Source organism: Draconibacterium sp. (assembly GCF_041583095.1).
GTDB lineage: Bacteria > Bacteroidota > Bacteroidia > Bacteroidales > Prolixibacteraceae > Draconibacterium.
The window spans coordinates 1-25,865 of record NZ_JBFHGM010000043.1; the positions used below are offsets into that span (position 1 = coordinate 1).

At 40.1% G+C, this 25,865-nt stretch carries 24 protein-coding genes; 14 read left to right on the forward strand and 10 right to left on the reverse strand.

Annotation, left to right across the window (positions count from 1 at the left end; all coding sequences use genetic code 11):
* Positions 1-196 precede the first annotated feature (196 nt).
* Entirely contained in the window at positions 197-949 is a 753-nt protein-coding gene (locus ABZB17_RS06215; RefSeq protein ID WP_372648663.1) for a DUF6261 family protein, read from the reverse strand.
* 690 nt (positions 950-1,639) lie between these two features.
* Here ABZB17_RS06215 and ABZB17_RS06220 point away from each other — a divergent pair.
* The 3 genes from ABZB17_RS06220 to fabD all read left to right on the forward strand — a co-directional run bounded on the left by ABZB17_RS06220 (position 1,640) and on the right by fabD (position 4,921).
* On the forward strand, positions 1,640-3,064 hold the full coding sequence (locus ABZB17_RS06220) for a VWA domain-containing protein (RefSeq protein WP_372648665.1): 1,425 nt from the start codon (positions 1,640-1,642) through the stop codon (positions 3,062-3,064).
* Between the two features lie 217 nt (positions 3,065-3,281).
* The gene (locus ABZB17_RS06225; protein WP_372648667.1) at positions 3,282-3,809 is read left to right on the forward strand and encodes a DedA family protein; all 528 of its coding nucleotides are present in this window, start codon (positions 3,282-3,284) and stop codon (positions 3,807-3,809) included.
* Positions 3,810-4,033: 224 nt separating this feature from the next.
* On the forward strand, positions 4,034-4,921 hold the full coding sequence (gene fabD / locus ABZB17_RS06230) for an ACP S-malonyltransferase (RefSeq protein WP_045027743.1): 888 nt from the start codon (positions 4,034-4,036) through the stop codon (positions 4,919-4,921).
* Positions 4,922-5,022: 101 nt separating this feature from the next.
* Here fabD and ABZB17_RS06235 read toward each other — a convergent pair whose 3' ends face one another.
* Positions 5,023-6,381 (reverse strand): sigma-54-dependent transcriptional regulator, encoded by a 1,359-nt coding sequence (locus ABZB17_RS06235; protein WP_372648669.1) that lies wholly within the window; start codon positions 6,379-6,381, stop codon positions 5,023-5,025.
* Positions 6,382-6,774: 393 nt separating this feature from the next.
* Here ABZB17_RS06235 and ABZB17_RS06240 point away from each other — a divergent pair, with 393 nt between their 5' ends.
* On the forward strand, positions 6,775-7,515 hold the full coding sequence (locus ABZB17_RS06240; protein WP_372648671.1) for a flavin reductase: 741 nt from the start codon (positions 6,775-6,777) through the stop codon (positions 7,513-7,515).
* A gap of 14 nt (positions 7,516-7,529) precedes the next feature.
* Here ABZB17_RS06240 and ABZB17_RS06245 read toward each other — a convergent pair whose 3' ends face one another.
* Positions 7,530-7,766: a CDGSH iron-sulfur domain-containing protein gene (locus tag ABZB17_RS06245; protein ID WP_372648673.1), complete on the reverse strand. Its 237-nt coding sequence runs from the start codon at positions 7,764-7,766 to the stop codon at positions 7,530-7,532.
* A gap of 116 nt (positions 7,767-7,882) precedes the next feature.
* Here ABZB17_RS06245 and ABZB17_RS06250 point away from each other — a divergent pair, with 116 nt between their 5' ends.
* Positions 7,883-8,995, forward strand: a complete 1,113-nt coding sequence (locus ABZB17_RS06250) for a lactonase family protein (RefSeq protein WP_372648675.1) — start codon at positions 7,883-7,885, stop codon at positions 8,993-8,995.
* 3 nt (positions 8,996-8,998) lie between these two features.
* On the opposite strand, the gene folE is transcribed toward ABZB17_RS06250, so the two are convergent.
* On the reverse strand, positions 8,999-9,622 hold the full coding sequence (folE, locus tag ABZB17_RS06255; protein ID WP_372648677.1) for a GTP cyclohydrolase I FolE: 624 nt from the start codon (positions 9,620-9,622) through the stop codon (positions 8,999-9,001).
* A 186-nt stretch (positions 9,623-9,808) separates the two neighbouring features.
* On the opposite strand from folE, the gene mqnB reads away from it, so the two are divergent.
* The 3 genes from mqnB (at position 9,809) to ABZB17_RS06270 (ending at position 12,441) form a co-directional block, all read left to right on the forward strand.
* The gene (gene mqnB, locus ABZB17_RS06260; RefSeq protein ID WP_372648679.1) at positions 9,809-10,495 is read left to right on the forward strand and encodes a futalosine hydrolase; all 687 of its coding nucleotides are present in this window, start codon (positions 9,809-9,811) and stop codon (positions 10,493-10,495) included.
* A 247-nt stretch (positions 10,496-10,742) separates the two neighbouring features.
* Positions 10,743-11,708: an ADP-glyceromanno-heptose 6-epimerase gene (gene rfaD / locus ABZB17_RS06265; protein WP_372648680.1), complete on the forward strand. Its 966-nt coding sequence runs from the start codon at positions 10,743-10,745 to the stop codon at positions 11,706-11,708.
* A gap of 55 nt (positions 11,709-11,763) precedes the next feature.
* Positions 11,764-12,441: a lysoplasmalogenase gene (locus ABZB17_RS06270; RefSeq protein WP_372648682.1), complete on the forward strand. Its 678-nt coding sequence runs from the start codon at positions 11,764-11,766 to the stop codon at positions 12,439-12,441.
* A 51-nt stretch (positions 12,442-12,492) separates the two neighbouring features.
* Here ABZB17_RS06270 and ABZB17_RS06275 read toward each other — a convergent pair whose 3' ends face one another.
* Positions 12,493-12,900 carry a hypothetical protein gene (locus tag ABZB17_RS06275; RefSeq protein ID WP_372648683.1) on the reverse strand — a complete coding sequence of 136 codons (408 nt, stop codon included), beginning with the start codon at positions 12,898-12,900 and terminating at the stop codon, positions 12,493-12,495.
* Complete coding sequence (locus ABZB17_RS06280) at positions 12,897-13,463, reverse strand: RNA polymerase sigma factor (protein ID WP_372648685.1); 567 nt, start codon at positions 13,461-13,463, stop codon at positions 12,897-12,899. The genes ABZB17_RS06275 and ABZB17_RS06280 overlap by 4 nt, the downstream gene beginning before the upstream one ends.
* 522 nt (positions 13,464-13,985) lie before the next feature.
* Between ABZB17_RS06280 and ABZB17_RS06285 the strand changes: the two genes are divergently transcribed.
* On the forward strand, positions 13,986-14,315 hold the full coding sequence (locus ABZB17_RS06285; RefSeq protein WP_045027763.1) for a DUF6249 domain-containing protein: 330 nt from the start codon (positions 13,986-13,988) through the stop codon (positions 14,313-14,315).
* Positions 14,316-14,678: 363 nt separating this feature from the next.
* Here ABZB17_RS06285 and ABZB17_RS06290 read toward each other — a convergent pair whose 3' ends face one another.
* Positions 14,679-15,953: a M64 family metallopeptidase gene (locus tag ABZB17_RS06290; RefSeq protein WP_372648686.1), complete on the reverse strand. Its 1,275-nt coding sequence runs from the start codon at positions 15,951-15,953 to the stop codon at positions 14,679-14,681.
* 229 nt (positions 15,954-16,182) lie between these two features.
* On the opposite strand from ABZB17_RS06290, the gene ABZB17_RS06295 reads away from it, so the two are divergent.
* A complete protein-coding gene (locus tag ABZB17_RS06295; RefSeq protein ID WP_372648688.1) occupies positions 16,183-17,499 on the forward strand; it encodes a mechanosensitive ion channel family protein in 1,317 nt (438 codons plus the stop codon).
* Positions 17,500-17,654: 155 nt separating this feature from the next.
* Positions 17,655-18,140, forward strand: coding sequence for an Lrp/AsnC family transcriptional regulator (locus ABZB17_RS06300; RefSeq protein WP_372648690.1), 486 nt, complete (start codon positions 17,655-17,657; stop codon positions 18,138-18,140).
* A gap of 54 nt (positions 18,141-18,194) precedes the next feature.
* Here the strand turns inward: ABZB17_RS06300 and ABZB17_RS06305 are convergent, their stop codons facing one another.
* Positions 18,195-19,523, reverse strand: coding sequence for an ammonium transporter (locus ABZB17_RS06305; RefSeq protein WP_045029054.1), 1,329 nt, complete (start codon positions 19,521-19,523; stop codon positions 18,195-18,197).
* A gap of 358 nt (positions 19,524-19,881) precedes the next feature.
* On the opposite strand from ABZB17_RS06305, the gene ABZB17_RS06310 reads away from it, so the two are divergent.
* Positions 19,882-20,349, forward strand: coding sequence for an Lrp/AsnC family transcriptional regulator (locus tag ABZB17_RS06310; RefSeq protein WP_045027768.1), 468 nt, complete (start codon positions 19,882-19,884; stop codon positions 20,347-20,349).
* Here ABZB17_RS06310 and rlmB read toward each other — a convergent pair.
* On the reverse strand, positions 20,340-21,098 hold the full coding sequence (gene rlmB, locus ABZB17_RS06315; RefSeq protein WP_372648692.1) for a 23S rRNA (guanosine(2251)-2'-O)-methyltransferase RlmB: 759 nt from the start codon (positions 21,096-21,098) through the stop codon (positions 20,340-20,342). The genes ABZB17_RS06310 and rlmB overlap by 10 nt on opposite strands.
* 7 nt (positions 21,099-21,105) lie before the next feature.
* Entirely contained in the window at positions 21,106-23,052 is a 1,947-nt protein-coding gene (locus tag ABZB17_RS06320; RefSeq protein WP_372648694.1) for an ABC-F family ATP-binding cassette domain-containing protein, read from the reverse strand.
* 822 nt (positions 23,053-23,874) lie between these two features.
* On the opposite strand from ABZB17_RS06320, the gene ABZB17_RS06325 reads away from it, so the two are divergent.
* Together ABZB17_RS06325 and ABZB17_RS06330 are read left to right on the forward strand one after the other, a co-directional pair.
* Positions 23,875-25,104, forward strand: coding sequence for a tyrosine-type recombinase/integrase (locus tag ABZB17_RS06325; protein ID WP_372648696.1), 1,230 nt, complete (start codon positions 23,875-23,877; stop codon positions 25,102-25,104).
* 34 nt (positions 25,105-25,138) lie between these two features.
* The coding region (locus tag ABZB17_RS06330) for a hypothetical protein (protein ID WP_372648698.1) at positions 25,139-25,865 on the forward strand (727 nt) is incomplete at its 3' end.

The following is a 25,865-nucleotide window of genomic DNA, read 5'->3' on the forward strand; positions in this document are numbered from 1 at the left end:
AACCCGGTGTGTAGCGCCGGGCTGAAATGACCGGAGGGCAATCGTCCGGCGAAGTTAGCTGATCAAGGATCGACCGAACTTCCGGACGAAAAACAACTGTTCTTCTTTGATCGTATTTCACAAAAAAAAGCACCCAACCCGCAGGATGGATGCTTTTGCTAACCTTTAAAACAAAATTTATAATAATTATTACTATTTATTCATCTTCGGGTGTTGGAGGTTCTTCTTCCGCGCCACTGTCTTTACGGCCTTCGCGAATAGCAATTGTATTCTCTAAAGTTTTTATTTTCTGGTTCAGCTCGATAATGAAATTCTCGATTTCGGGAGTTTGCATATTTAAACTTACCAAAGCATTTACCCGCTCAACCATTAGTTCGTACAGCGGATCGATTTCAAGACGCACCACTTTGGCATTACCGCTGTTTTTGTTGGCCAGCAGGGTATCGCGTTCGTTTTGTTTGGTTTTAAATGCAACGTTCAGGTCGTTAAGGTGCGATACCCAGGTGCCAAGTCCGCAAGTGGCAACAAAGCCAGCATTTTCGCGCTGCGTTAAATCGCCACCTAAGTTGGTAAGCCCTGCTGTTTCTTCGTTATAGCTTACCCTTCGCACATCGCCATATAAATCGAACAAGCGTCTCAGGCTTTTGGCCGCTTCCACTTCTTCTGGTATAGTGCACAAAAGAGTAGCATTAATACGCATATCGATAGCGCGCCACGTGTTATCGCGGTCGATGTCGAGGTTTTGTACTTGTTCGGTTAATACAGTGCCCTGATCAACGCGCAGTTCGTCGTCGAGCTTGGTTAAGGCAGCATCGAAGTCTGCAAATTCGGCCTCCGAGTGGATGGCGACCGGTGTTAGCGCTATGAGCAAACTTTTAAAGTCGCTCATAAACTGGAAGTATTCTCCGTTACGGAGTTTATACAAAAAAAGATTTAAAATTTTTTTCATGATAATGTGGGTTACGAATTAGAAACTATGTTTTTAAAGGTTATTTAATTTTGTTTTTGTGAAAAGCGTTTGGCTGATCGAGCGATTTATTTTTTGTTCAATAAAATTAGAGCAAATATTTACTAAAGTCAATGCTTCAGATTATGTTACGCAGCATTTTTGTCGGTGCCACATTTTTAGCGCTGTTGATTCATCCCTGAAATTTCCACCCAACACTATTACGGTGTGCCAGAAAGATATTTAGCAGGCTTCTCGCAGTTGTGCGGCCCCGGTCTCACGAAAATTTTACCCCTGCCGCAAAAATGCATAGGGGGTCTAAACAAAATTTTTTGCCTGTTGCAATGCTGCGGGGTGGGTCTCACAAAAATTATTCGTAGTTACACGGCTGCAGCAGGGGTCTAAAAAAGATTGGAGGCCTGTTACACGGCTGCAGGAGGGGTCTAAGAAAAATTTTTTGCCATTTGCAGCGCTGCAGCAAGCCATCCACAAAGTTTGCCGGGTAATTACACGGCTGCAGGAAGCCTGTAATCAGTGAGTTACAAGGATGGTGGAATTGTGTGGTTTTCGGGAAACCGCTTGTGGTAAGGCACAGGGGTTAAAGCCCGGTTACAATAAAAATAAACAGTAATCATAATAAGTATTGTTATCCCTCCGATTTAGAGTAATGACATTACCTTTAGCTTCGAGATAATGAAAATAACATTACCTGGTGATGTTTCACCACCGGTTAATATCCGGTTGGACGATACTACCGACAGGAAATTAACTCGCTCCGACGCAACCTTTTCACCTGCATACCAATCTAAAGGGAAACACTTCGAAATTAAAACACTTATTATGAAACTACTAAACAGAACAATCAGACTGACTTTAATAGCCACCGTATTACTCATGTGGGGCTGTTGGCGAGATGACGATACAAACGGTAAGAAAACGGCAGACGGCAGAACCAGCTTGTTTGGCGAGGTAACCGATCCTGAAACTCCACAACCAAGTACGGGCGATGGTGCTTATGAGTATGCTGCTGCTGATGGCTCGGGAAGATCAAGCGGAGCCGGATCGCCAACAAGTACCGGCGATTGGGGAGGTGGAAATCCAAACGGGCAATACGAACCGGGGGTGTTAACTGCCGGCGAGTGGAACGACCTCGATAACTGGGAGTTTTGGAATAACCTGCTAAATAACCAGGAGTATTACGAGGATGTAAATAAATGGAACCTGAAAGAAATAAAAAGGTACAGTTTTGTGGTGTTCGATAAAAACGAGTCGCCGGTTGCCAATGCCGAAATCAGTCTCTTTTCAGATGAGGTGGAAGTATGGAAAACCAAAACCGATAATAAGGGGAAGGCTTCATTGTGGTCGGATTTGAATCTCGACGGGTTAACGGCCCGTATTGCGTTTGACGGCACCGATGAACTTATCGATGCACTGGAATACGCCGACGGAATCAATACAGTGTATCTTGATAAAACAGTAGAAAACAATAAAGTAATAGATGTATGTTTTGCTGTTGATGCAACGGGCTCGATGAGCGATGAAATCAATTACTTAAAAGCAGAGTTAAATGATGTAATTGTACGGATAAAAGAAAATAATCCTTCGCTGGAAATGCGCTTCGGGTCGGTGTTTTACCGGGATGAAGGTGATGAGTTTGTTACGCGCCCATTCAGTTTTACCAGCGACGAAAGTAGCCTGGTTTCTTTTATATCGGAACAGTCGGCCGATGGTGGCGGCGATTTCCCGGAGGCTGTGCATTCTGCACTCGATGTGGCCATTACGCAGAGTTCGTGGAATAATGATGCCTCGGCCCGCATACTGTTTTTGTTACTGGACGCTCCGCCGCACTACACGCAGGACGTTATTTCAAGTCTGGAATCCAACCTGATAAAAGCTGCCGATAAGGGAATTAAAATAGTGCCCATTACCGCTTCGGGTATTGATAAGGCAACGGAATATTTAATGCGTTCTTTTGCCATATTGACCAACGGAACGTATGTGTTTATAACCGATGACAGTGGTATTGGAAATGATCATCTGGAACCAACAATTGGTGAGTTCGAACTTGAAAAACTAAATGATCTGATGGTGAGATTGGTGAGTGAGTACGTGCCTTAGGTCGTATTTCATCATTGTATTTCTATAAAAAACGCTAACGGATTCTCTCTGCAATGTAACGGAATCCGTTGGCGTTTTCTTTTACAGGATAGAGTTATCGGTTAAAATTCGCTGCTTAACGGCCGTATTAAGTCAGTGGTCGATTAAATTAGAAGCATCAGAACATTTGCGTAACTTTACTATCATATTAGTTATTGACTTATAATCCTGTTTACAAATGAACGGCAAAATAGCAATACCCAAAAAGTTCTATTTTATCTTGTTTGCTTCGGTTGTTGCTATTTGCCTGTTCTCTTTCACCATCGGTCGCGAACTCTATGCCGGTAAAACAGAGAATATCTTTTCCTTTGGTCTTATTCATTTTGCCGGTTACCTCTTCTTTTTGCTCATGCCGGTTGAGCTGGCATTTATCTATTATTTGCCCTATTACCAGGGGATTGATCTGATTTCTACAGCCATGGTTACTGCAGTTGCCGCGCAATGTATCGATTATTTAATTGGCCGCTTATTGCGTCCGAACAAAATTATTGAACTGATGGGGCAGAAGCGCATTGAAAAAGCCGAGCAAAAAATTAAACGGTTTGGCATGCTCACCATTTTTGTATTCAACCTGTTTCCTTTGTCGTCGCCGGTAATTGCATTGGCCGCTGGAATGTTACGATACGATTTCCGACGGTTTTTGGTGGTAAGCATTTTAGGGCTTTTGCTGAAATATGTGGTTATTTACCTGGTGTTTAAAGGTTGAAGTGTTACGAGTCACTAGCTACGAGCTGCGAGTATCGAGTATCCAGAATCCAGTATCGAGTATCCAGTACCAAGTATCATGTTTTCCCAATTATCGACCCATATAACCCGATGTTCGATTTCTCCACAAACATTTTGTCAAATTATTGGCAATGGTGCATAAAAGGATTTTGTCCTTATAAAATTAGTGTAACTTTGTCGCCGGATTTTTAAAAACAAAAAATTATGAAGGCATTTGTATTCCCTGGTCAGGGAGCGCAGTTCCCGGGAATGGGAAAGGATTTATATGAAAATTCTGCTGAAGCAAAAGCATTATTCGAAAAAGCAAACGATATTTTAGGTTTCAATATCACCGACATCATGTTCGAAGGTGAAGTTGAAGATCTGAAACAAACAAAAGTAACCCAACCAGCCATTTTCTTGCATTCTGTATTATTGGCGAAAACATTGAAGGATTTTGCTCCTGATATGGTTGCCGGTCACTCATTGGGAGAGTTTTCGGCACTGGTTGCAAACGGAACACTGAACTTTGAAGACGGTTTGAAACTGGTTGCACAACGTGCAATGGCCATGCAAAAAGCATGCGAAGTTGAACCATCGACAATGGCTGCAATTGTTGGTTTGGAAGATGCAGTTGTTGAGGCTGTTTGTGCTGAAATCGACGACGTAGTAGTTCCTGCAAACTACAATTGTCCGGGACAGTTGGTAATCTCAGGTTCTGAAGCCGGAATTGACAAGGCTTGTGCGTTGTTAACCGAAAAAGGTGCAAAACGTGCATTGAAACTGGTTGTAGGTGGTGCTTTCCACTCGCCGTTTATGGAGCCTGCCCGCGAAGAGCTGGCGGCTGCCATTGAAGCAACTACATTCAATCAGCCAACTTGTCCGGTTTACCAGAATGTTGATGCAAAACCGGTTTCTGATCCTGCTGTGATCAAAGAAAACCTGATTGCTCAGCTTACTGCTCCTGTAAAATGGACACAGATCGTAGAAAATATGATCGCCGACGGTGCTACTTCGTTCACCGAAGTTGGTCCGGGTAAAGTGTTACAGGGATTGGTAAAAAAGGTTGACCGCTCGATGGAAACTGCCGGCGTAAACAGTTACGAAGGATAGAAGTCTTCGACTACGCTCAGACTGACGTTTAAGGGAGCGATAGAGATAAAAAAATCCCGGACCTTTTAAGTCCGGGATTTTTTGTGGTATTAATTAATTGATTAATCCATGTGTTTCTGAAGCATCCGGTAAATGGTCGATTTTCCGATTCCTAATTTCGATGCTACCAGACGTACATTCTGATTGTATTTATTCAAAAAGAATTTTACAATTTCGTTGTTGTATTCTTCCAGCGTTTTTTCCTGGGCAAGCAGGTTTTGCACACTTTCGTCCACGTTCATATTCAGGTGGCTCGGTTTGATCACGTCGCGGCTACACATTACGCAAGCCAGTTCCATAATTGCTTTCAGTTCTCTGATGTTGCCGGGATAGTGGTAGTTCGATAACATTTGTTTTGCCTCTGCCGACAGGGTTTTGGGTTCCATTTCATTGTCGCGGCAAAACTCATCAACAAAAAACTTAGCCAGCAAAATTTTGTCGTTTCCGCGCTGACGTAAGGGTGGAATTTCGATTGGAAGACCCAGCAGACGATAGTAAAGGTCTTGTCGGAACTGGTCGTCGCCCGACAAAGTGGCCAGGTTTTTATGTGTTGCCGAAATAATGCGTACATCGAGAGGTATTATATCGTGGCCTCCCAAACGCACTAATTCTCGTTCCTGTAAAACGCGCAGCAATTTTGCCTGAAGGTTTAAGTTCAGGTCGGCAATCTCATCAAGGAAAAGTGTACCTCCGTTGGCGGCCTCAAATTTTCCGATCTTTTGAAAATCAGCACCGGTAAAAGCACCTTTTTCGTGTCCGAACAATTCGCTCTCGATCAGTCCGTCGGGGATGGCCGACACGTTTACTGCTATAAACGGTTTGGCACTGCGTTTCGAGTTGTAGTGGATTCCTTTGGCAACCAGTTCTTTACCCGTTCCGGTTTCTCCCGAAATGGATACAGAAATATTGGTTTGAGTAGCTTTGTTCATTAACTCAAACACGTGCTCAATTTCGCGGCTGTTACCTTTTATAAGGTTTTTAAAATTATATTTCTCGGCAACAGCTTCTTTTAAATTGGTGTTTTCGGTTTGAAGTTGGTCAGTCCGGTAAATATTTCGGATAATATTACTCAGCTTTTCCCGGGTGTCGGGCGCTTTCATTATGTAATCGTAGGCACCGTTTTTCATCAACTCTATAGCAGTCGAGATATCGTCCTGTGCTGAAATTACGATTACATGCGTATCCGGGATCTTCTCCTGAATTTTAGCTAGTACTTCTTTCCCTGTCATATCGGGAAGCGTGTAGTCAAGCGTTACCACATCAGGCTTTTCGCTCATTGCATTAATGAAGTCTGTCCCGTTGTGAAACACTTTTACCTGTAATTGATCATCCAGAAGTTGCTTTTTTAGCACCCTGGCGTAAAGTACATTGTCTTCCACAATGTACACTTTGTAGTTGTTTTTGAGTTTTTGGTTGGCCATTTCTTTTATTTAGAGAGCTTAAAAATAGTGAAATATGAGGATCTATCAAACAAAATGTCCAAATATTGGAAAATAATTAGGCGGGATTCCCAATTTTAAATTAATAGTGCCTGTTTCTCTCGGTTTTGTAAGGTTTTTGTCTTCTGTTTTGCGTGCCAAAAAATTATTTAATGTTAAATGGATTGCCAGTTTTAGCATTATTTCCTGGTTCGCGTGTTATAAATTCTGAACTCCGGCTTCCTTTTGGTGTTGTTGTTCAATAATCGACGTACATTTTTATTATTGCCGGTACCAGGTGCTTGAATAAAATGTTAGCATTTAAAAGTGTATTGGCAGGTAAAATTGAAATTGTATTGTTAAATTTAAACAAACGAAATTCAAAAATTGAAAAGAATGAATTATTCCGCCTTTCATAAACTAAGTTATGGCTTGTATTTAATTGCTACCGAATTGAACGGCGAAAAAGCCGGTTATATTGGAAACACGGCTTTTCAGATTACTGCCGAGCCATCGAAAATTGCTATAAGTTGTAATAAAAATAACTACTCTGCCCAAAAAATTATTGATAGTAAAAAGTTTTCGATCTCAGTATTGAAGAAAGAGGTTGATACTTCGTTGATCGGAAAGTTTGGGTTTATGTCGGGAGCCGATATTGACAAGTTTCAGGGAGTTGAAACGATTACTGCAAAAACCGGTGCTCCAATTGTTGTTGATTCATCGGTGGCGTGGTTTGATTGCGAAGTGATTGATTACGCCGACGTGGGGTCGCATTATTTAATAACTGCCGAAGTGGTTGACGGCGATAAACTGTCGGATGAAGAACCGCTAACCTATGCGTATTACCATGCCAAATATAAAATGCGTTCGCCTAAAAATTCGCCTACTTATATCGATAAAGATAAACTGGAAGAAGAACCTGAACCGATTGTTTACGAAGAAGTAGATGAGGAAAAACATGAGCATACGGTGAGTGAAGACGGAATCTATTCGTGCAATATTTGTGGTTATCAGTACGATCCGGAAGAGGGTGATCCGGCGCTTGGAATACCTCCGGGAACGCCTTTTGAAGACTTGCCTGACGATTGGAAATGTCCGATCTGCAACGCTTCAAAAGACGATTTTACAAAGGTTTAGAAAGTTGTTAAAGCCTATAAGGTTCGGTGAGTGCCATCGCAAAATGGTTTCTTTTTGGAGTGTTTGCATTGACAAAGCCAAACTTCCTTCGTCTCATCGATATCGAAAGGTAGTGGTGTAAATTCCGTTCCCTGGTGCGACCCGTCGCAAAAGGGTTGGTTTTTACTTCGTCCGCAGGCACACCAATAATAGGTACCCGGTTCAAGCGTAAGTGCTTTTGGTGCTTTTTCAGCTATTACAGGTTTTTTCATACATTAAAATTTTTGTTATACATTGGCACAAGATTAAATTTATTCCGAAAGTAAACTTCTTCGAACGATTCATATTGTGCTCGTTTTTTTGTTTAACGTTCATTAAATATACAAATATGTTACGTACTATTTTGTTTAACTGCCTGCTAATTTTACTTGGTGTAACTGCCGGATTCGCGCAGGAAAAACAGCTTTTTTATGTAGGAACTTTTACTTCTGAAGGAGCGGAAGGAATAAACTACTGCAGTTTAAATACCAAAACCGGAGAAATTGATTTGCTCACTACTTTTAAGGGAATTGATAATCCGTCGTTTTTGCGTTTGAGCCCGGATAAGAAGTTTTTGTATACCGTTTCGCGTACCACTCACGAAGTTGAACCATCGGGTGGTTATGTAGTTGCCTACCAACTCGACAAGATGGGAGGATTACACTTTTTGAATAAGCAGGCCGCAAATGGAAGTGGCCCTTGCCATATTGATATTTCGCCCGACAGAAAGTACGTGGCCATTGCAACCTATGGCGGAGGAACAACATCCATATATCCGGTAAATGAAGATGGCAGCCTGAAGAAAGCGTTGACAGTTGTTAAAAATACAGGCAAGAGTGTACATCCTAATCAGACTCAGCCACATGCTCATTCCATTAAATTCTCAACAAAAGAGCCGAGCATTTTTAGTGCCGACCTGGGAACCGATCAGTTAAATATCTTTCATTTTGAAGATGGGAATTTGGGGCGTTACGAGCAGGAATTTGTAAAGCTGCCGGCCGGTTCGGGGCCAAGGCATTTTGTTTTCCACCCCAATGAAAATGTAATTTATGTGATAAATGAACTTAACTCAAGCATTTCGGCAATTCGTAAAACCGGAGAAAAGTGGACGGTATTTCAAAATATTTCCACCTTGCCAAAAGATTTTGATGGTGTGAGTTATTGTGCTGATATTCATTTTTCGAAAGATGGGCAGTATTTGTATGGCTCAAACCGGGGACATAACTCCATAGCTGTTTTTAAAGTAAAGACCGATCAGGAATTGACATTTTTAGGAACAGTGCCGGTGGAAGGCGACTGGCCTCGTAACTTTGGAATAACACCCGATGGAAACTGGATGTTGGTTGCCAATCAACGCAGTCATAATATCACCGTTTTTCGAATGGATGTGGAAATGGGAATGCCTGAATTCAGCGGGAAACAAATTAGTTTGCCGGCGCCGGTTTGTATCGAGTTTCTGTAGCTTTTAGCTCAGTTTGGTACTGATAAGTTTGATAAATTCTTCGCGGGTAGCTACCTTTTCAAAAGCACCCGTAAAATCCGAAGTAGTTGTAATGGAGTGTTGTTTTTGCACACCGCGCATTTGCATACACAGGTGTTGTGCTTCAATAACAACGGCAACTCCAAGTGGTTTTAGCGTGTCCTGAATACAATCTTTTATTTGAGTTGTTAACCGTTCCTGTACCTGCAGTCGGCGGGCAAACACATCAACAACACGGGCAATTTTACTTAGTCCGGTAATGGTTCCGTTGGGAATGTAGGCAACATGTGCTTTCCCGATAAACGGAAGCATATGGTGTTCACACATCGAATAAATCTCAATATCTTTTACAATCACCATTTGTCGGTAGTCTTCTTTAAACATGGCCGATTGAAGGATCTCTACCGGATCCATTTGGTAACCCTGCAATAGAAATTGCATGGCTTTAGCCACTCTTTCCGGAGTTTTGTCGAGTCCCTCACGCGATGGATCTTCACCAACGATCTGCAAAATTTCTTTGTAATGCTCCGAAAGCTGTTCGGTTGCTTCCTCGTTGTATAAATCAGTTCGCTGGTATCCGTTTGAGTTGTTATTCTTTAATGAACACATTGTTGTTAAAATTTTAATCCATACAAAGATTAACTTTTTTTTATAAAATCAGTATGAATGAGTATATGGATTTGATAAGGAGTGAGACGATGACTTGTGATAAAAGCAAGGTTGAAATACAGATTTGGTGTAATAATGGACATTGTTCCGAAGCGTATCGGAAACAGAAAATACAAAATTTAATGTATGGAAATTTTGATTGTAGCAGCCACTACAATGGAGATAAAATTGATTGTTGATGAGCTGGAGAAAGTAGAGGAGGAAAGTCATTTTGTAAAGACTTACCGATTTGGAGACTTCAATATTGATATTTTGGTAACGGGCATAGGAAGCTCGTTTGCCACATTTCACTTAACAAACGCACTTCGCGAAAAGAAATACGATGCCGTTGTAAACGTTGGTTTGGCCGGAAGTTTAACCCAGGAGCTAAATATAGGTGAGGTGGTGAATGTGGTTAGCGAAGAATTTGCTGACCTGGGTATTGAGAAACAGCATGAATTTCTTACGCTATTCGAATCGGGTTACATTGGGATGAACGATTTTCCGTTTGAAAATGGTTTGCTAAAAGCAAGTAATTCAAACGGTTGGATAAAACTGAAAAAAGTAAAAGGAATAACCACCAACAAAAGTTACGGACGCGATAGCAGTATTGCCGAAATGCGGGAAAAATTTACAGCACATGTGGAGTCGATGGAAGGTGCTGCTGTTTTTTATGTTTGTAACTGGATGGGCGTAAAATGTTACGAAATACGGTCGATATCGAATTATGTAGAGCCCCGCGACTCAGCAAAATGGAATATTCCTTTGGCGCTTGTCCGCCTGAAAGAGGCATTGTCGGTTATTTTAAGACAGGTTCCTGAACCTGTGGGCTAAATTCATTAACGGGCATGTTTGGTATAGCTGCTTAAGATCCTGATCTAATTGATAATGTTAAATTTTAAGTACAAAAACAAGCTGTTTTGCTTATAGGCATGCGTTTACGCGCAATTTTTTGGCAAATACGAAAAGTTAAATTTATTTTGCCACGCGTACAATAAAAAGCAAAGTGGCTGGTTCTTTATTACAAAGCCACATTTTTCAGAAAACAGCGATTTTGCGTACCATACGAAACCGCTTTAAAATGATAGTTGTAACAGGAGCAGCCGGGTTTATCGGAAGTTATTTAGTAGGGAAACTCAACAAAGCAGGATACAAAGATCTGATACTGGTTGATAAGTTCGATGACCCATGGAAAGATTTAAATCTTCTGAAAAAAAATTACCGCGAGTACATTGACCGGGATGAGTTTTTTCATTGGTTAATTAAAAATGCACAGGATGTGGATTTTATTTTTCACTTGGGTGCACGTACCGATACGGTGGGGCAGGAGCCCGAACTCTATCAGCAACTGAACTTAATTTATTCGCAACGCCTCTGGAACATTTGTTCCGAAATTCAGGTACCACTTCTTTACGCGTCGTCGGCGGCCACCTATGGCAATGGAGAAGAGGGTTTTTCAGATGAACATCAAAAAATTCATGAGTTACGACCGCTTAATTTGTATGGTTGGTCGAAACACGATTTTGATGTTTGGGCACTGAAGCAGTTTCGCACGCCGCCGTTTTGGGCAGGAATGAAATTTTTTAATGTATACGGACCCAACGAATACCACAAAGGACGAATGGCTTCGGTAGTTTTACATGCTTATAAAACCATTAAAGAAACAGGGCACATGCAGCTGTTTCGTTCGCACCATAAAGCCTTTAAAGATGGCGAACAAAGCCGCGATTTTATTTACGTGGAAGACATTGCCGATGTGATGATGTACTTTTTGGAGAAACAGGAAAATACGGGCATATATAATGTAGGCACCGGAAAAGCCCGTTCGTTTCTCGATCTTACAAAAGCTGTTTTTAGCAGTATGAATGTAAATCCGGATATCTCATTTATTGATACGCCCGTTGATTTGCGAGGAAGATACCAGTATTTCACCGAGGCTGAAATGAAGAAACTACGGGATGCAGGTTACAAAAAGCCTTTTGTGGAATTGGAGGAAGGCGTTAACGAGTACGTAAATAAATACCTGATGGCGGAAGCCTGTTTTTAGGTTCCGGTTTCGTTTTTTAGCTGAATAGTTTTAATTTTATCTCAAACAGCGATTGATGAAAAAGATTTTTCTTCACCTTCTTTTTGTGATAATTGTAGCGGCCGACCTTATCGGTGAGTATTTGCAGAATCCCCAAATAGATCATATTGCAAAGCCTTTACTTTTAATTTGGATTGCGGGTTACTTCTTTTTACACTCAAAGAATATCGATAAAAAGGTGTTGCAGTATGCTGGTGCAGGTTTTCTCTTCTCGTGGCTGGGTGACTTGCTAATGATGTTTTCAGCCGATTTTACATGGTTTGTATTGGGGATTGCGTCGTTTCTGGTGGCACAGATGTTCTATATTTTCCTGTTTTTGCGCACCATCAATCTTTCAGGGAAAACATCGTTTCTGAAAAAGAAACCCATGTGGCTGATCCCTTATCTGGCGTTTGGTTTAATCGTTTATATCGTGCTTTTTCCACAACTGGATTTAGTACTGCGTTTTGCCATTTTTGTATACATGGTTGCCATTTTAACCATGTCGGCAATGGCACTAAACCGTTTTGGTAATGGTCACCCCATAAGTTTTAGCCTGGTATTTGCCGGTTCGTTGTTTTTTGTTTTGTCCGATTCGCTGATCGCTGTCAATTGTTTTCTTGTCGCAATTCCTTACGAAGGTTTATTTATAATGACAACTTACATTGCTGCCCAATACTTAATAATGTTGGGGCTATTAAAACAATACGAATAAAAAAATCCCGACTTGTCAGCCGGGATTCGCACGTAATATTTTTGTAGCCTCTTACGCAAAAATCTTACTGTTCGAGCTAATAATTTTGTCGATAAAGATAAGTACCGAAACGCCGATAGTAATTCCGGCAATGCTTAATGGCATTGTTCCCAATTTGCTGAAGAACGACTCGTAGCCTTCCGATAATCCTTGTCCGGCCTCGGGTAGTAATTGTCCGATTTGGCTGTCGGCCTGCATTCCGGTGTTGCTTACAACGAAAATGGCTGCCAGTAACACCAGAAAAAGTATCGAAATAATCCAAAACCCTTTTCCAAGGATTTTTTCCGATTTAATTTGTTCCAATGCACTATCCTCCGCAAAAATCTTATTCATCACCTGCACCGTAAAACCGGAACCTGGTTTTTCCAGTTCCATGTTTTGCAGGAATGCTTTTAATTTTATGTCTTCCAATTCGTTCATAATATAGTGTATAATTCGTCCTTCATTAATTCATTCAAAATAGTATAGAGCTTTTTACGAGCTCTGAAAAGCTTCACTTTTGTATTGCTTTCCGACAGTTTTGTAACTTTGCTGATCTCTTCGATCGATTGTTCCTCGAAATAATACAAAAGTATCAGTGTGTATTCATCTTCCGGAAGTTTGTCCATGGCAGCCTTTATGGCATGTGCCCTGTTTTCTTCCGGTATTCCATCCAGGTTCATTTCTTCAGCTTCGTCGGCAATCTGCACATCGTCGGTCGATGCAAAATGCATTTTTCGTTTCCTAACCTCCGAGATACAATTGTTATATGTAATGCGGTACAGCCAGGTCGAAAATTTTGCAGTGCCTTTAAAAGTGTGCAACGATTTGTAAGCTTTTATAAAACTCTCCTGTGCCATTTCTTCGGCGTCTTCACGATTTTTAAGAACTTTCATTGCAATGGAAAAAACAATATCCTGGTATCGCTCAACGATATACGAAAAGTAATTGGTCTGTCCGGCCTTTACCTTTTCGATGTAATAGATATCATCTTTTTGCTCCATCTGTCCTTTTGACGTAAGAATGTTTTTCTGGTTACAAGTTACTAAGAAAATATTTCGCGCAGATAACGCTGATTACACAGATAAATAAAAAGCACTAAGACAGGTAGAAGAGATTTCATTTTTAAACCTAGTGCTAATAGTTATTACCACTAGGCATAATAGAAATCGCTAGGATATATTTAATAACTACAAAGACTAAAAGAATATGAAGTAGTTATTGTTTTCTTTAACCCTTCATTCGTCAGCCAACGGAAACCTACCTGAAAGGGAGCGAGCAATGAAGTTTCTTTTTTACAATAATGAAATGGCGACAGCGAATGGGGTAGCTAACTAGCAATCAAAATCTTTATTTAAACTAATGACTTCTACAGTATATATATGGTATAATAATCAGCGATTATCGGCGAAATCTGCGTGAAACGATCTATCAGCAAGAAAAAAAAACTGAAAAGTTGTAACCGCCAAAACAAAGTGGCGTCAAAAGAGCGAAAACAGAAAAAAAACAATTTAAAATTTAATATCATGGAAGGAATTTTCGTACCAATCGGTTTTTTTCTGGCAATCTTCGCCATCTTGTATGTATACTGGACAACACGTACAAAAGAGCGCCTGGCGCTGGTAGAAAAAGGGCTCGATGCCGGAATATTTAAAGGTGAATGCTCGCAGCTTTCGCTGGTAAAATGGGGAATCTTTTTAATTGCAGTAGGACTGGGAGTAGTTGTTGGCTATTCATTGTCGAACGTAATGGATGAAGTTGTTGCCTTCTTTACCGCAATCTTAGTTCTTGGAGGAGTTGGCTTAATTGTAGCTTACTTTATTACTTCGAAACTGTTGAAGAAGAAAGAGGAATAGTTAGCAGAGGCGATACAATAAAAAGCGGATAAGATTTTTTAACTCATCCGCTTTTTTGTTTTCTGCCGAAAAAAATTAAATCCTTTTGCTATCTCCACTTTTGTGGAGCCAAAAACTGACAATCTATTTTCGTCCCCACGGCTGTGGAGGCCCGTTTTGAAAATCTATTTTTATCTCCACCGCTGTGGAGCTCCATTTTGACAATCTATTTTCACCGCCACGGCCGTGGAGCTTCGTTTTGAAAATCTTTTTTCATCGCCACCGTTGTGGAGAATGATCTTGAAAATTTATTTTCATCGCCACGGCTGTGGAGGTCAACTTTGAAATTCTATTTTCGTTTCCATCGCTGTGGAGCTGCTAATTTTACTCCGAATAATAGCGAATAACTTTTCGAATAGCTTCCTGGCACACCGGGCAGAAACCTTCGGCTTCGTTGGTATGCATGCGGCAATCGATATGCGGACTATAAATTCCTTCGGCCATGTAGCCGCCGCCTTCGTACACACCAACTGTATTTCGGTATTTATCTTTTCGTGGTGTTGGAACAGGAGTGTCGGCGTCTATCATATTTTCCCATTTCTTATCAAAATCAACCAATGTAGTAATGTTGGGTTCCCAGGGTTCAATTTCGAGGTTGTAGAAATCTTCGTAAGCCACGGCCGAGTTGTAGTATTCATCGCCCAGGCCGCCAAAACCATGGCCAAATTCGTGCACAAAAACCTGGCGGGTAAGCTCGTTGTCGGCAGTGCAAACGGTAACAAAATTGTAAAATCCGCCGCCTCCGTATCGCTCGGTATTTACCAAAACATAAATCTGGTCGTACGGAACGCTGGCCGCTGCATCGTAAACCGTTTTCATATCGGCAGGAGTCAGGTAGCGCGGCAAATCGAAGGTGTAATAGCTGGTATTAAAATAAGTGTTTTTATAAATGTGTTCGCCCGGAACGTCGGTGCCCGAATTTTCCGAAGGGGCAAAAACGGCATGCACATTAAAGTTTGCTTTCTCCGATTTGAACGGTTCGGTATCGAATAAATAACCCGAAACTTTTGCGGCATCAGCATAAAAATCTTCCATTTCGGCAGCGGTGTAACCTTCAGCCAGAATGGCAATATCTACCTTTTTTGCCGGATCGCCGTTGTTGACAATGTCCTTTGTTTTAAAACCGGGCGTTTCTTCCTTCAAAATAAAATAATCCTTTGGGTCGATATCTGTTGTATATATTGTTTTAAACGTTCCGTTCCACTGGCGGGCATCAATTTCAAGGCGCACATCGTGTTTAGGGTAAGGGAAAAGTGCTGCCTGGTAAAAGGTTTTGTTGCTGGTTTTGGCGTCGGCTGTAGTTTGCCATTCCTGAAAAAGTGTGCTAAAACCTTTGCTGTATATCAGACTGTCCGATTTTAGGTCGAAAACCCGGTAGCGATAACTGCCGTAATTAAACACGTCGATAAGGTTCTTTTTCGAACCGCCCCAAAACGGCTCCTGTTTCATTTGCTGCGGATACACTACAACTTCTTTACTGTTTCCACCCAGCAGAAAATCGAAGCGAAAAGTTTTGTTCTTAAAATAGGCATCGAATTTGGGTTGTGCGAACGATAAAAACGGGATTATTAACAGAATAAAAGAAAACTTCAACTTCATTTTATGCTCATTTATTATTTTTGGCTGAAAATAAGGATACATATTGACACAAAGAATGACATATGCAACCACTTTGCTATTCACAATCTTCAAGTTGCCCAATTTATTCAATATTCAGAATAAATAGAGGTTTAATTCTCAACTATTAATGATAAATTGTTGGCAGAAACGTGCAGAAAGTTGGTTTTGAAGTGGATTAAAATAAACTGAATGAATACCCTTTAGATTTATGAATATTATTTACCGCTATTTACTTGATCATATCCGTGAAATAGGAACAATGGAAATTTTAGCCAAACCTCTGGCCGCATTAATTTGCCTTGTGATTATTGTTTTTGTGGCCTGGCTGGCACATTTTATCACACGTAAGATCTTTTTGGCAGTTGTGCAGCGCATTGCCAATCGTACAAAAACAAACTGGGACGATATTTTGATCGAAAACAGGGTTTTTAAGGGACTGGCACATTTGGTCCCTGCATTTATACTGTTTTACACAGCCGATTTTTCGTATCCCGATATTCACCAACAGGTAAGCGAACTGGCGCCCGAGGTTTATAGGTCTCTATCGAAGGATTATTATTGGGGGCTTAGCAGTTTGCTGACAAAAATATCGCGAATTTATTTTATCGCTATTATTGTTTTTGTGGCCAACTCAACCTTAAATGCCGCTTTGCAGATTTATAATACTACTGAGTTTTCGCATAATCGCTCGATAAAAGGTTATGTGCAACTGGTAAAAATTTTTGTGTTTTTTATGGCGGGCATACTGCTAATCGCCGTTTTGCTGGGAAAAGATCCAACAGCCCTTTTGGCAGGTTTGGGAGCAATTGCAGCTGTTTTATTGTTAGTTTTTCGTGATACGATACTGGGTTTCGTGGCATCGATTCAGTTGTCGGCAAACGATATGGTAAAAATTGGCGACTGGATTCAAATGGAAAAACACAAGGCAGACGGAACTGTTATCGATATAACTTTAAATACGGTAAAAGTTCAGAACTGGGATAAAACCATTAGCACTATTCCTACTTACGCGCTGGTTTCCGAGTCGTTCTTTAACTGGAAAGGAATGGAAGAATCGGGTGGACGACGTATAAAACGCTCGGTTGCCATCGATACCAATACCATTAAATTTTGCGATGCAGCCATGTTGGAGCGTTTCGAAAAGTTCGATCTTATCCGGTCGTATATTCAGGAAAAGGAAAAAGAACTGAAGGAATACAACAAAGGAAAGAACTTGGCCGAGGAGGATTATATCAGTGGTAGGCATCAAACCAATGTTGGTATTTTCAGAAAGTACCTGGAAGTGTACCTTCGCCAGCATCCAAAAATTAATCAAGAGCTTACATTTTTGGTGCGCCAGTTGCAACCCATGGGGAAAGGTTTGCCCATTGAGATTTATGTGTTCAGCAGCGATCAGGAATGGGCAAAATATGAGAGTATTCAGGCCGACATTTTCGACCACATTTTTGCCGTTATTCCCGAGTTCGAACTGAGGGTTTTTCAAGAGCCTTCAGGTGCTGATATTGAAAAGATTGCGCGACGGTAATACCAGTGTAAAATACACTGGTTTTTACTTCTTTAAAAAAATAAGTTTCTTACAGTCTGTAAGTAATAATATGTTTTTAAGCATCTGAGATTAGTGATTGTAATTTTTACCTACATTTGTGCTATAATTTGAAACTAACTCAGAAGATTAGAAACATGAAGTCGAATGATTATTATGAAGAAAAACCGGCTGATATTGATGAGCTGGATGAAAAGATATTAAAGCTTATTACAAAAAATGCCCGAATACCTTTCTTGGAGGTTGCCCGTGAATGTGGCGTTTCGGGTGCTGCTATTCATCAGCGTGTTCAGCGCTTGTTAAATATTGGTGTTGTACACGGAAGCGAATTTATTGTAAGTCCTCAAAAACTGGGTTACAACACCTGTGCATACATGGGGATTTATCTTGACAAGGCAAAGTTTCACACACAGGTTGCCGAAGCTTTACGAAATATTCCTGAAGTAGTTGAATGTCATTACACAACAGGGGCTTATGCTATTTTTGTTAAAATACAAACGAAAACAAACAAGCATTTAAAACGCCTGATCGACGAGCAATTGCAGGACATTGAGGGCATTGCCCGCACCGAAACATTTATTTCTTTGGAACAGGACTTTAAACGACAAGTACCTATTAAATAAAAAAAAAAGGCCGGTATTAACCGGCCTTTTTTTTATGCATAAACGTATTGTATCTTAATCTTCTGAGTAAACAAAATTATACGATTCGTCGTGTTGGCTAATGTCCAGACCAACTTTTTCGCCATGAGGAGAAATTCGCATCGGAACAATCATATCGGTTATTTTGTACATTAACATCGAGCCACCGAAAGTGAAAACTCCAACAATAACCAGTGCCAGTAAGTGATATAGGAAAGTGGTGATTTCCCCATGAATCAAGCCTACTTCGTTGGCAAAAACAGCGGTAAACAACATACCTGTAATACCACCCATTCCGTGAGCTGGGAATACATCCAATGTATCATCCAATTTAGATTTGGTACGAAGCGTAATGGCGTAGTTGCTAATAATGGCTGCAATTACACCAATAAAAATACTCGAGCCAACATTCACAAATCCGGCGGCCGGAGTAATGGCAACCAAACCTACAACAAGTCCGATAGCTGCACCAACTGCTGATGGTTTTTTACCTTGCGCTGCATCAAAAAATATCCAGGTTAACATGGCCGCTGCCGATGCGGTATTGGTATTAACCAGTGCTGATGCAGCAATAGAATCGGCTGCCAATGCAGAACCGGCATTAAAGCCGAACCATCCGAACCAAAGCATACCGGCTCCTAATAAAATATAAGGAATGTTTGCCGGCTTTATTTCTTTGTTAGCGTCTTTTCTTCTTCCAAGGAAAATCGCTCCTGCCAGCGCTGCAAATCCTGCCGACATATGTACTACGGTACCTCCTGCAAAATCAAGTACTCCCCAGTTGCGCAGGAATCCGTTCGGGTGCCAGGTCCAGTGAGCCAGCGGTGCATAAATAAATAATATAAAGAGTACCATAAATAACATGTAGGCTCTGAAACGCACTCTGCCAGCGAAAGATCCGGTAATAAGAGCCGGTGTGATTATGGCAAATTTTAGCTGGAACATAGCGAATACGGCAAACGGAAATGTTGGAGCAAAATCGGGATGCGTTCCTCCGTTAACTCCTCTAAACATAAAGAATGTTAATGGATTACCAAACAGACCAAATCCTTCACCTCCGATACTGTCGCCAAAGGCAATACTAAAACCAACTACCACCCATAACACACTTACAATTCCCATGGCAATGTAACTTTGCAGCATGGTAGAAATAATATTTCTCGATTGGATCATTCCTCCGTAAAAGAATGCCAATCCGGGAGTCATTAACAATACCAAACCTGTTGCTGTCAGCATCCATGCGGTATCTCCGGCGTCGAGGTTCGAGGTGTCAATTTCTCCAATTCCAGTAGGTATAATTACGCCAAGAGCGGCAACAATTATCAAAAGGGCCAGAATAAGCCACCAACTTGTTGAATTTTTCATGTCTATAATTTTAAGGTTACTAATTTTAAGCCTGCACAGCATCGTACAACCCGGAATTTCAAGTTGAAATTGAGTTGTTTTTTGTTGCTGAAATTAATCTGTCTATACCTGTTTTAGATTTTTATTGCTGTCTGTTTTTATAAAAATCTGTCGTAAAAGTATTAATTAACATGAAAATGGCTACTGTTTGTGGAATAATGAAAGTAATTTGAAGTATTAATTAACAAACTGATAATATTTTTGTGTTTTTTGTAAGTCTGGACTTCTTTGTTGTGATTTTGTTACTATATTGTATTTCCGCTTACTTTACTTTGAAATAATGTTAGTTTTTTGATACTTTTGTAGAAAATTGTTAAAGATGACTTTAAGGAATAACTTAGACGACTGGGATTTAAAAATTCTGGATATAATTACCAAAAACGCAAGGATACCTTTTAAAGATGTTGCAAAAGAAGTAGGTATTTCACGTGCGGCTGTGCATCAACGTGTTAACCGAATGGTAGATTTGGAAGTGATCGTTGGATCGGGCTATCACATCAATCCTAAAAAGGTTGATTTCAAAACCTGCACCTACATCGGTATTTTCCTCGAAAAAGGAGGTCTTTTCAGCGAAGTGGTAAAAGGGTTGGAAGAAATTCCTGAGATCGTAGAATGTCATTACACCACCGGAGCATACGCCATTTTTATTAAAGTTTACGCCAAAGATAATGAGCACTTAAAAAATATCTTAAGCGGAAAAATTCAAAAAATTGGTGGTGTTGCCAGTACTGAAACTTTTATTTCTCTTGAAGAATCCTTTAAGCGCACGATTCCTGTTCAGGCCTGAGTTCGTTGCCTGACTGCCTCGTAAATCATTAAAGCAGCAGATACCGAAACATTTAAAGATTCAATCTGCCCTAAGATCGGGATTTTTAATTGTTCATCGGCAAGTTTCAGAATTTGAGCAGAAACACCCGTGTCTTCTGATCCCATAACAATGGCCAATGGCGATTTCATTTCGGCATTGGTGTATAGTTTGTCGCCTTTTTCGGTGGCAGCAACTACTTTAATACCCGAGTCTTTCAGAAACCGAACCGTATGGTACAGGTTAGTAGTTTTGCAAATTGGAATGTTGTGAATGGCACCTGCCGATGTTTTTACAGCATCGGCACCAATACGTGCCATGCCTTTTTCGGGGATAATAATGGCCTGCACCCCTGCACATTCGGCCGAGCGGGCAATGGCGCCAAAGTTACGCACGTCGGTAATCTGATCTAAAACAAGCAGGAGGGGAGTTTTTCCTTCTTCGAAAATTCCCGGAATTACTGTTTCAATATTGTCAAACTCAATAGGCGAAACAAACGCCAGCACCCCCTGGTGATTTTTTCGTGTAATACGGTTTATTTTCTCGATAGGAACGTATTGAACGCCAATCTCGGTTTCTTTTATTAGCTCCTGTAGTTCGGTGATCAGTTCGTTTCGCAAGCCTTTTTTTATCAGGATTCGGTCGATTGTTTTTCCTTTTTTTATGGCTTCGATTATCGCTCTTGTTCCAAACAGAAAATCGTCTTTATCTATTCCTTTTTGTCTCATCATTTTTAATTTACCAGGTTTTTTTAGCCTTCCAGTTTTCCAGCTCTTCGTGGGCATTTTCCCAGTCAAGCATACTTTGTTCCAGGTTCGATTTTAATTGCTCGTATTGCTCAAAAACCGAGTTGTCGTCGATATCCCCGGGATTGGCAAGTAACTTGTCCATTTCTTCTATTTCGGCCTCCAGTTCTGCAATTTTTTCTTCGGTTTGAGCTACGCTTTTCTCCATTCGCGAAATGGTGCGGTTGATCTCTTTCTTTTCATCGAACGACAGCTCATCGTTTTGTTTATCCGAAGTTACAATTTTTGCGGTTTTTGTATTCTTTTTCTTGCTTTCCAACTCTTTCATCGACTCCATTTTCTTTCGGTACAGAAAATCGAAAATGCCGCCCAAATGTTGTTTTGCCTTTTTATTTCTGAATTCGTAAATACAATTCACTAAACCATCCAAAAAATCACGGTCGTGCGAAACCACCAACACGGTTCCCGAAAAATTGGCCAGTGCGTTTTTTAGAATCTCTTTCGAGCGCATGTCGAGGTGGTTGGTGGGCTCATCCAGAATAAGAAAGTTAACCGGTTCAAGCATCAGGCGAATCATTGCCAGTCGCGACTTTTCACCCCCACTTAATACTTTCACTTTTTTATCGATGTCTTCGCCACGGAATAAAAACGCGGCAAGAATATCCCTAATCTTTGTGCGGATATCGCCAACAGCAATTTCATCTATGGTTTCAAAAACCGTAAGTTCGCCATTTAGCAGTTGCGCCTGATTTTGGGCAAAGTAGCCAATTTTTACATTGTGCCCCAATTTCATTGTTCCACCGTGTTCCAGCTCGCTCATGATAATCCGGGCAAGCGTTGTTTTGCCTTCTCCGTTACGGCCAACAAACGCTATCTTTTCACCATTTTCGATAGTGAGGTTGATATCATCGAGTACGTGCAACGAATCGTAATATTTGCTGATATGTTTGGCTTCAACCACAATTCGTCCAGAACGGGGTGGCGGTGGAAAATTGATTTTCAGAGCTGAGTTATCTTCTTCTTCAATTTCAATCCTATCCAGTTTTTCCAACTGCTTTACCCGCGACTGTACCTGCACTGCTTTTGATGATTTATAACGAAACCGTTCAATAAAACGTTCGGTATCTTCAATCATTTTTTGCTGGTTGGTGTAAGCTGCCAAATTAATCTCGCGCTGTTCGGCTTTCCAGTCCATGAAACGGCTGTAATTCATTTTCTGGTCGGTAATTTTGCCGAGTGAAATTTCTATGGTGCGGTTACAAACGGCATCGAGAAAAGCTTTATCGTGCGAAACCAGGATAACGGCTCCGCTGTATGTTTTCAAAAAATCTTCCAGCCACTGAATCGATTCGATATCAAGGTGGTTGGTTGGCTCATCCAATAAAAATACATCGGGCTTTTTTAGCAGCAATTTTGCCAGCTCAACACGCATACGCCAGCCTCCGCTGAATTCGGAGGTCATCCGGTCGAAATCAGTTCTTTCGAAACCAAGTCCCATAAGCGTTTGCTCGAGCTCGGCTTCGTAGTTATCGCCACCCAAAAGCTGGTAACGCTCGTTGTATTCGGTAATCAGGTCGAGTTTCTTTAAATAGTCATCAGAATGATAATCTTCGCTTTCGGCAATTTCCTGGTTTAGGTGCGCTATTTTCTTTTCAATAGCTAAAAGTTCCTCAAAAGCCTGTGTGACTTCATTTTTCAGTGTGCGCGTATCCGAAACCACCATTTGTTGAGGTAGATATCCAACGCTTGTTTCTTTCGGAACGGCGACTACACCTGCCGTTGGATTTTCTATGCCTGTAATAATTTTTAGCAGTGTACTTTTTCCTGCACCGTTTTTACCAATCAGTCCAATTCGGTCTTTTGGGTTAACCAGAAAACTGATTTCTTTAAACAGTTCGAAACCGCCAAAACTGAGATTTATTTTATCTATCGATATCATTCTGTACAAAAATTGCCCAAAGATAATTATTTCGCACAGACAGGGGAATACAAAAACAAGTGTGAGATTTCTTGATATTACTTTGTTTACCTACTCTCAAAAAATAAGAAGGTTTTAAGGGGAGTTTTCTATGCTTTGCTTTGAAGTTTGGATTGATAAAATACGCAAGTATAAAGTAGATTATCGAGTGTGCTAAATTGAAAAGAGCATTATTTAATGGAGTAAAGAAAGAATTAGTAAATAAAATACTATTTGGTGTTTTAATGATTAATCCGTAACTTGTATGATGTAACTAAAAAGATAAATTATAAGGGTAGAATATGCATCTTGATTGGTTTATGTTTAGGGGTTTGTAAAATTATCAATCATCTTCAAAAAAGCGTCCATAAATGTTCTACCCTTTATTCTGAAACTACAACCGAAATTATATACAAGTTAATCCTCGTCTGCAAAAATTAGTGGTATCAAAAAAGAGCTTCAGCTGGACAGCTCTTTTTTGTTGTTTAATTATTTATCGAATTACAAAAAATAGCCTGATTTGAGTTTAGGGCTTAAAAAGAAAAAGGAGCCCGGTAATTACCAGACTCCTTTTGTTTTCAGTAGCGAGAGGCGGGCTTGAACCGCCGACCTCATGATTATGAATCACAAAAAGCACTCTTCTCTTATTTTCTTTAGTCTTTCAAAGGTCTGTATTACAGCTTTTTAAGTTGTTTTCTTGTGTTCTTTTTTGTCCTTTATTGTTGTTTTTGTCTCCATTTGTATGTATATTGTATGTATGAAAACAGTACATCAATAAACTAATAATCAACAATATACAGAACTATGATAGGAATAACAACAGCCATTATTCTGGATAAACGAATAAAAACAAAAAAAGATACATACGCAGTTAAACTGCGCATAACCTTCAATCGAGTACAAAAATATTATCCGGTAAACGTTCATTTAACTACAGATGAATGGAAAAAAGTTCACTCAGAAAAGCCTCGAAAAACCTATAAGGACCACCTGGTTTATTTCAATGGAATCGAAAATAAGGCCATCGAAATCATTAAAGACTTGAATCCTTTTTCATTTCCTGAGTTTGAACGAAAATTTAACCAAAAGCCAAAAGCCGAAGCAAACGTATTAACCAGCTTTGATGATTACATCACAAAACTGAAAAACGAAGATCGAGCCGGAACTGCCGAAAGTTATACAAGCGCTTTAAATTCGTTCAAAGAATATTTAAAGACAAAGAACCGGAAGAAATTAAACTTTTGGGACGTAACCCCTGATTGGTTAGACAACTACGAAAAATGGATGATTAATGAAGGTAAATCAATAACCTCAGTTGGTATTTATCTCAGAAATCTGCGCACAATTTTTAACCGGGCAATCGAAGATGGCTTAATTAATAATAGCATTTATCCTTTTGGCAAACGCAAATATCAGATTCCGGCTGGCAGAAACGTCAAGAAAGCTTTGCAGCTCGTTGATATTGGGAAAATTGTCAAATACACTCCTAAAACTGACAATGAAGAAAAAGCCCGTGATTTATGGCTGTTTAGTTACTTGTGCAACGGTGCAAATATCAAAGACATTGCCTTGCTGCAATACAAAAACATTAAAGGCAACAAAATCTATTTTCTTCGGGAAAAAACCAAACGTTCTACAAAACAGGACCAAAAGGAAGTTACAGTGGTTTTGCTCCCGGAGGTAAAAAAGATAATTGAAAAATGGGGAGAAAAACCGCAGGAACCGGAAACATACATTTTTGGCATAATAAAAAAAGATGATGATGCAAAAACCGTTTTAATGAATGTGCGCCAGGCAACTAAAACCATCAATAAATACATGAAAAGAATAGGTGAAGAATTAGAATTTCCTTTAAAGCTGACAACCTACACCGCCCGTCATTCATTTGCCACAATTTTAAAACGTGAAGGAGCCTCGATGGAGCTAATTAGCGAAAACCTTGGACACAAGGATTTGCGCACAACTCAAAACTACCTCGATAGTTTCGAAGATGAAATCAAAGAATCATTCCAGAAAAAACTTTTAAATTTCTAATTTTAGGAACTTAAACAAATCAACCCTTCCATAAATGGAAAAACTAATAATTAACCAGCTTGTTAAAACACTCAAAAGGTTAAAGCAAATTATCAACGGCGTTGACAGCTATGCCCAAAAAAATACAGATGAACTCTGGGATATACTTTTTGATATACATCAATTCGTAAAAACTAAGGACAGTGCAATTAATGTATTTTTAAGCGCACTTGAAGATTATATGAGCAGCAACACCGACAAACATTTTAAGCTGGCATTAATTAACGATATACGCACAAAATTAGAGAAATACGAAAAGAAAGAAGTCGTAAAATTCCCGGATAGCCTCGACTTTAAATCTTTACTTAAATTCAAAGAAGATGTAAAGCTAAACCTGCTTTCAAATTGGCAACTTGTAAACAAAAAAAACGAAATCAAAGTTATCTATGATCCCCTGGAGCATATCCGATTCATAAAAGATTATCCCGGGAATAGAACTGAGATCGCAACAAATCTCACAAAGTATTATACCGATTTAATAAATGCCGAAATTGTAATCCCTTTCTGTCATTACGATGTGAAATTTACCTGGGATTTAAAAAGAAAGCCTGAACATCGTTTTAAGCGGTCTGAGTTAAATGAATATATTGAAACATGGATAAATCTGGAAGCAACAGTTAATGATTGGCTGAAATTTAAAAATATTGATGTCTTTTCCCATCTCTATGAATATGATTTGTCAGAAGAACAAAAAGAAGAAATCCTGGAATTGCAATTTCAGC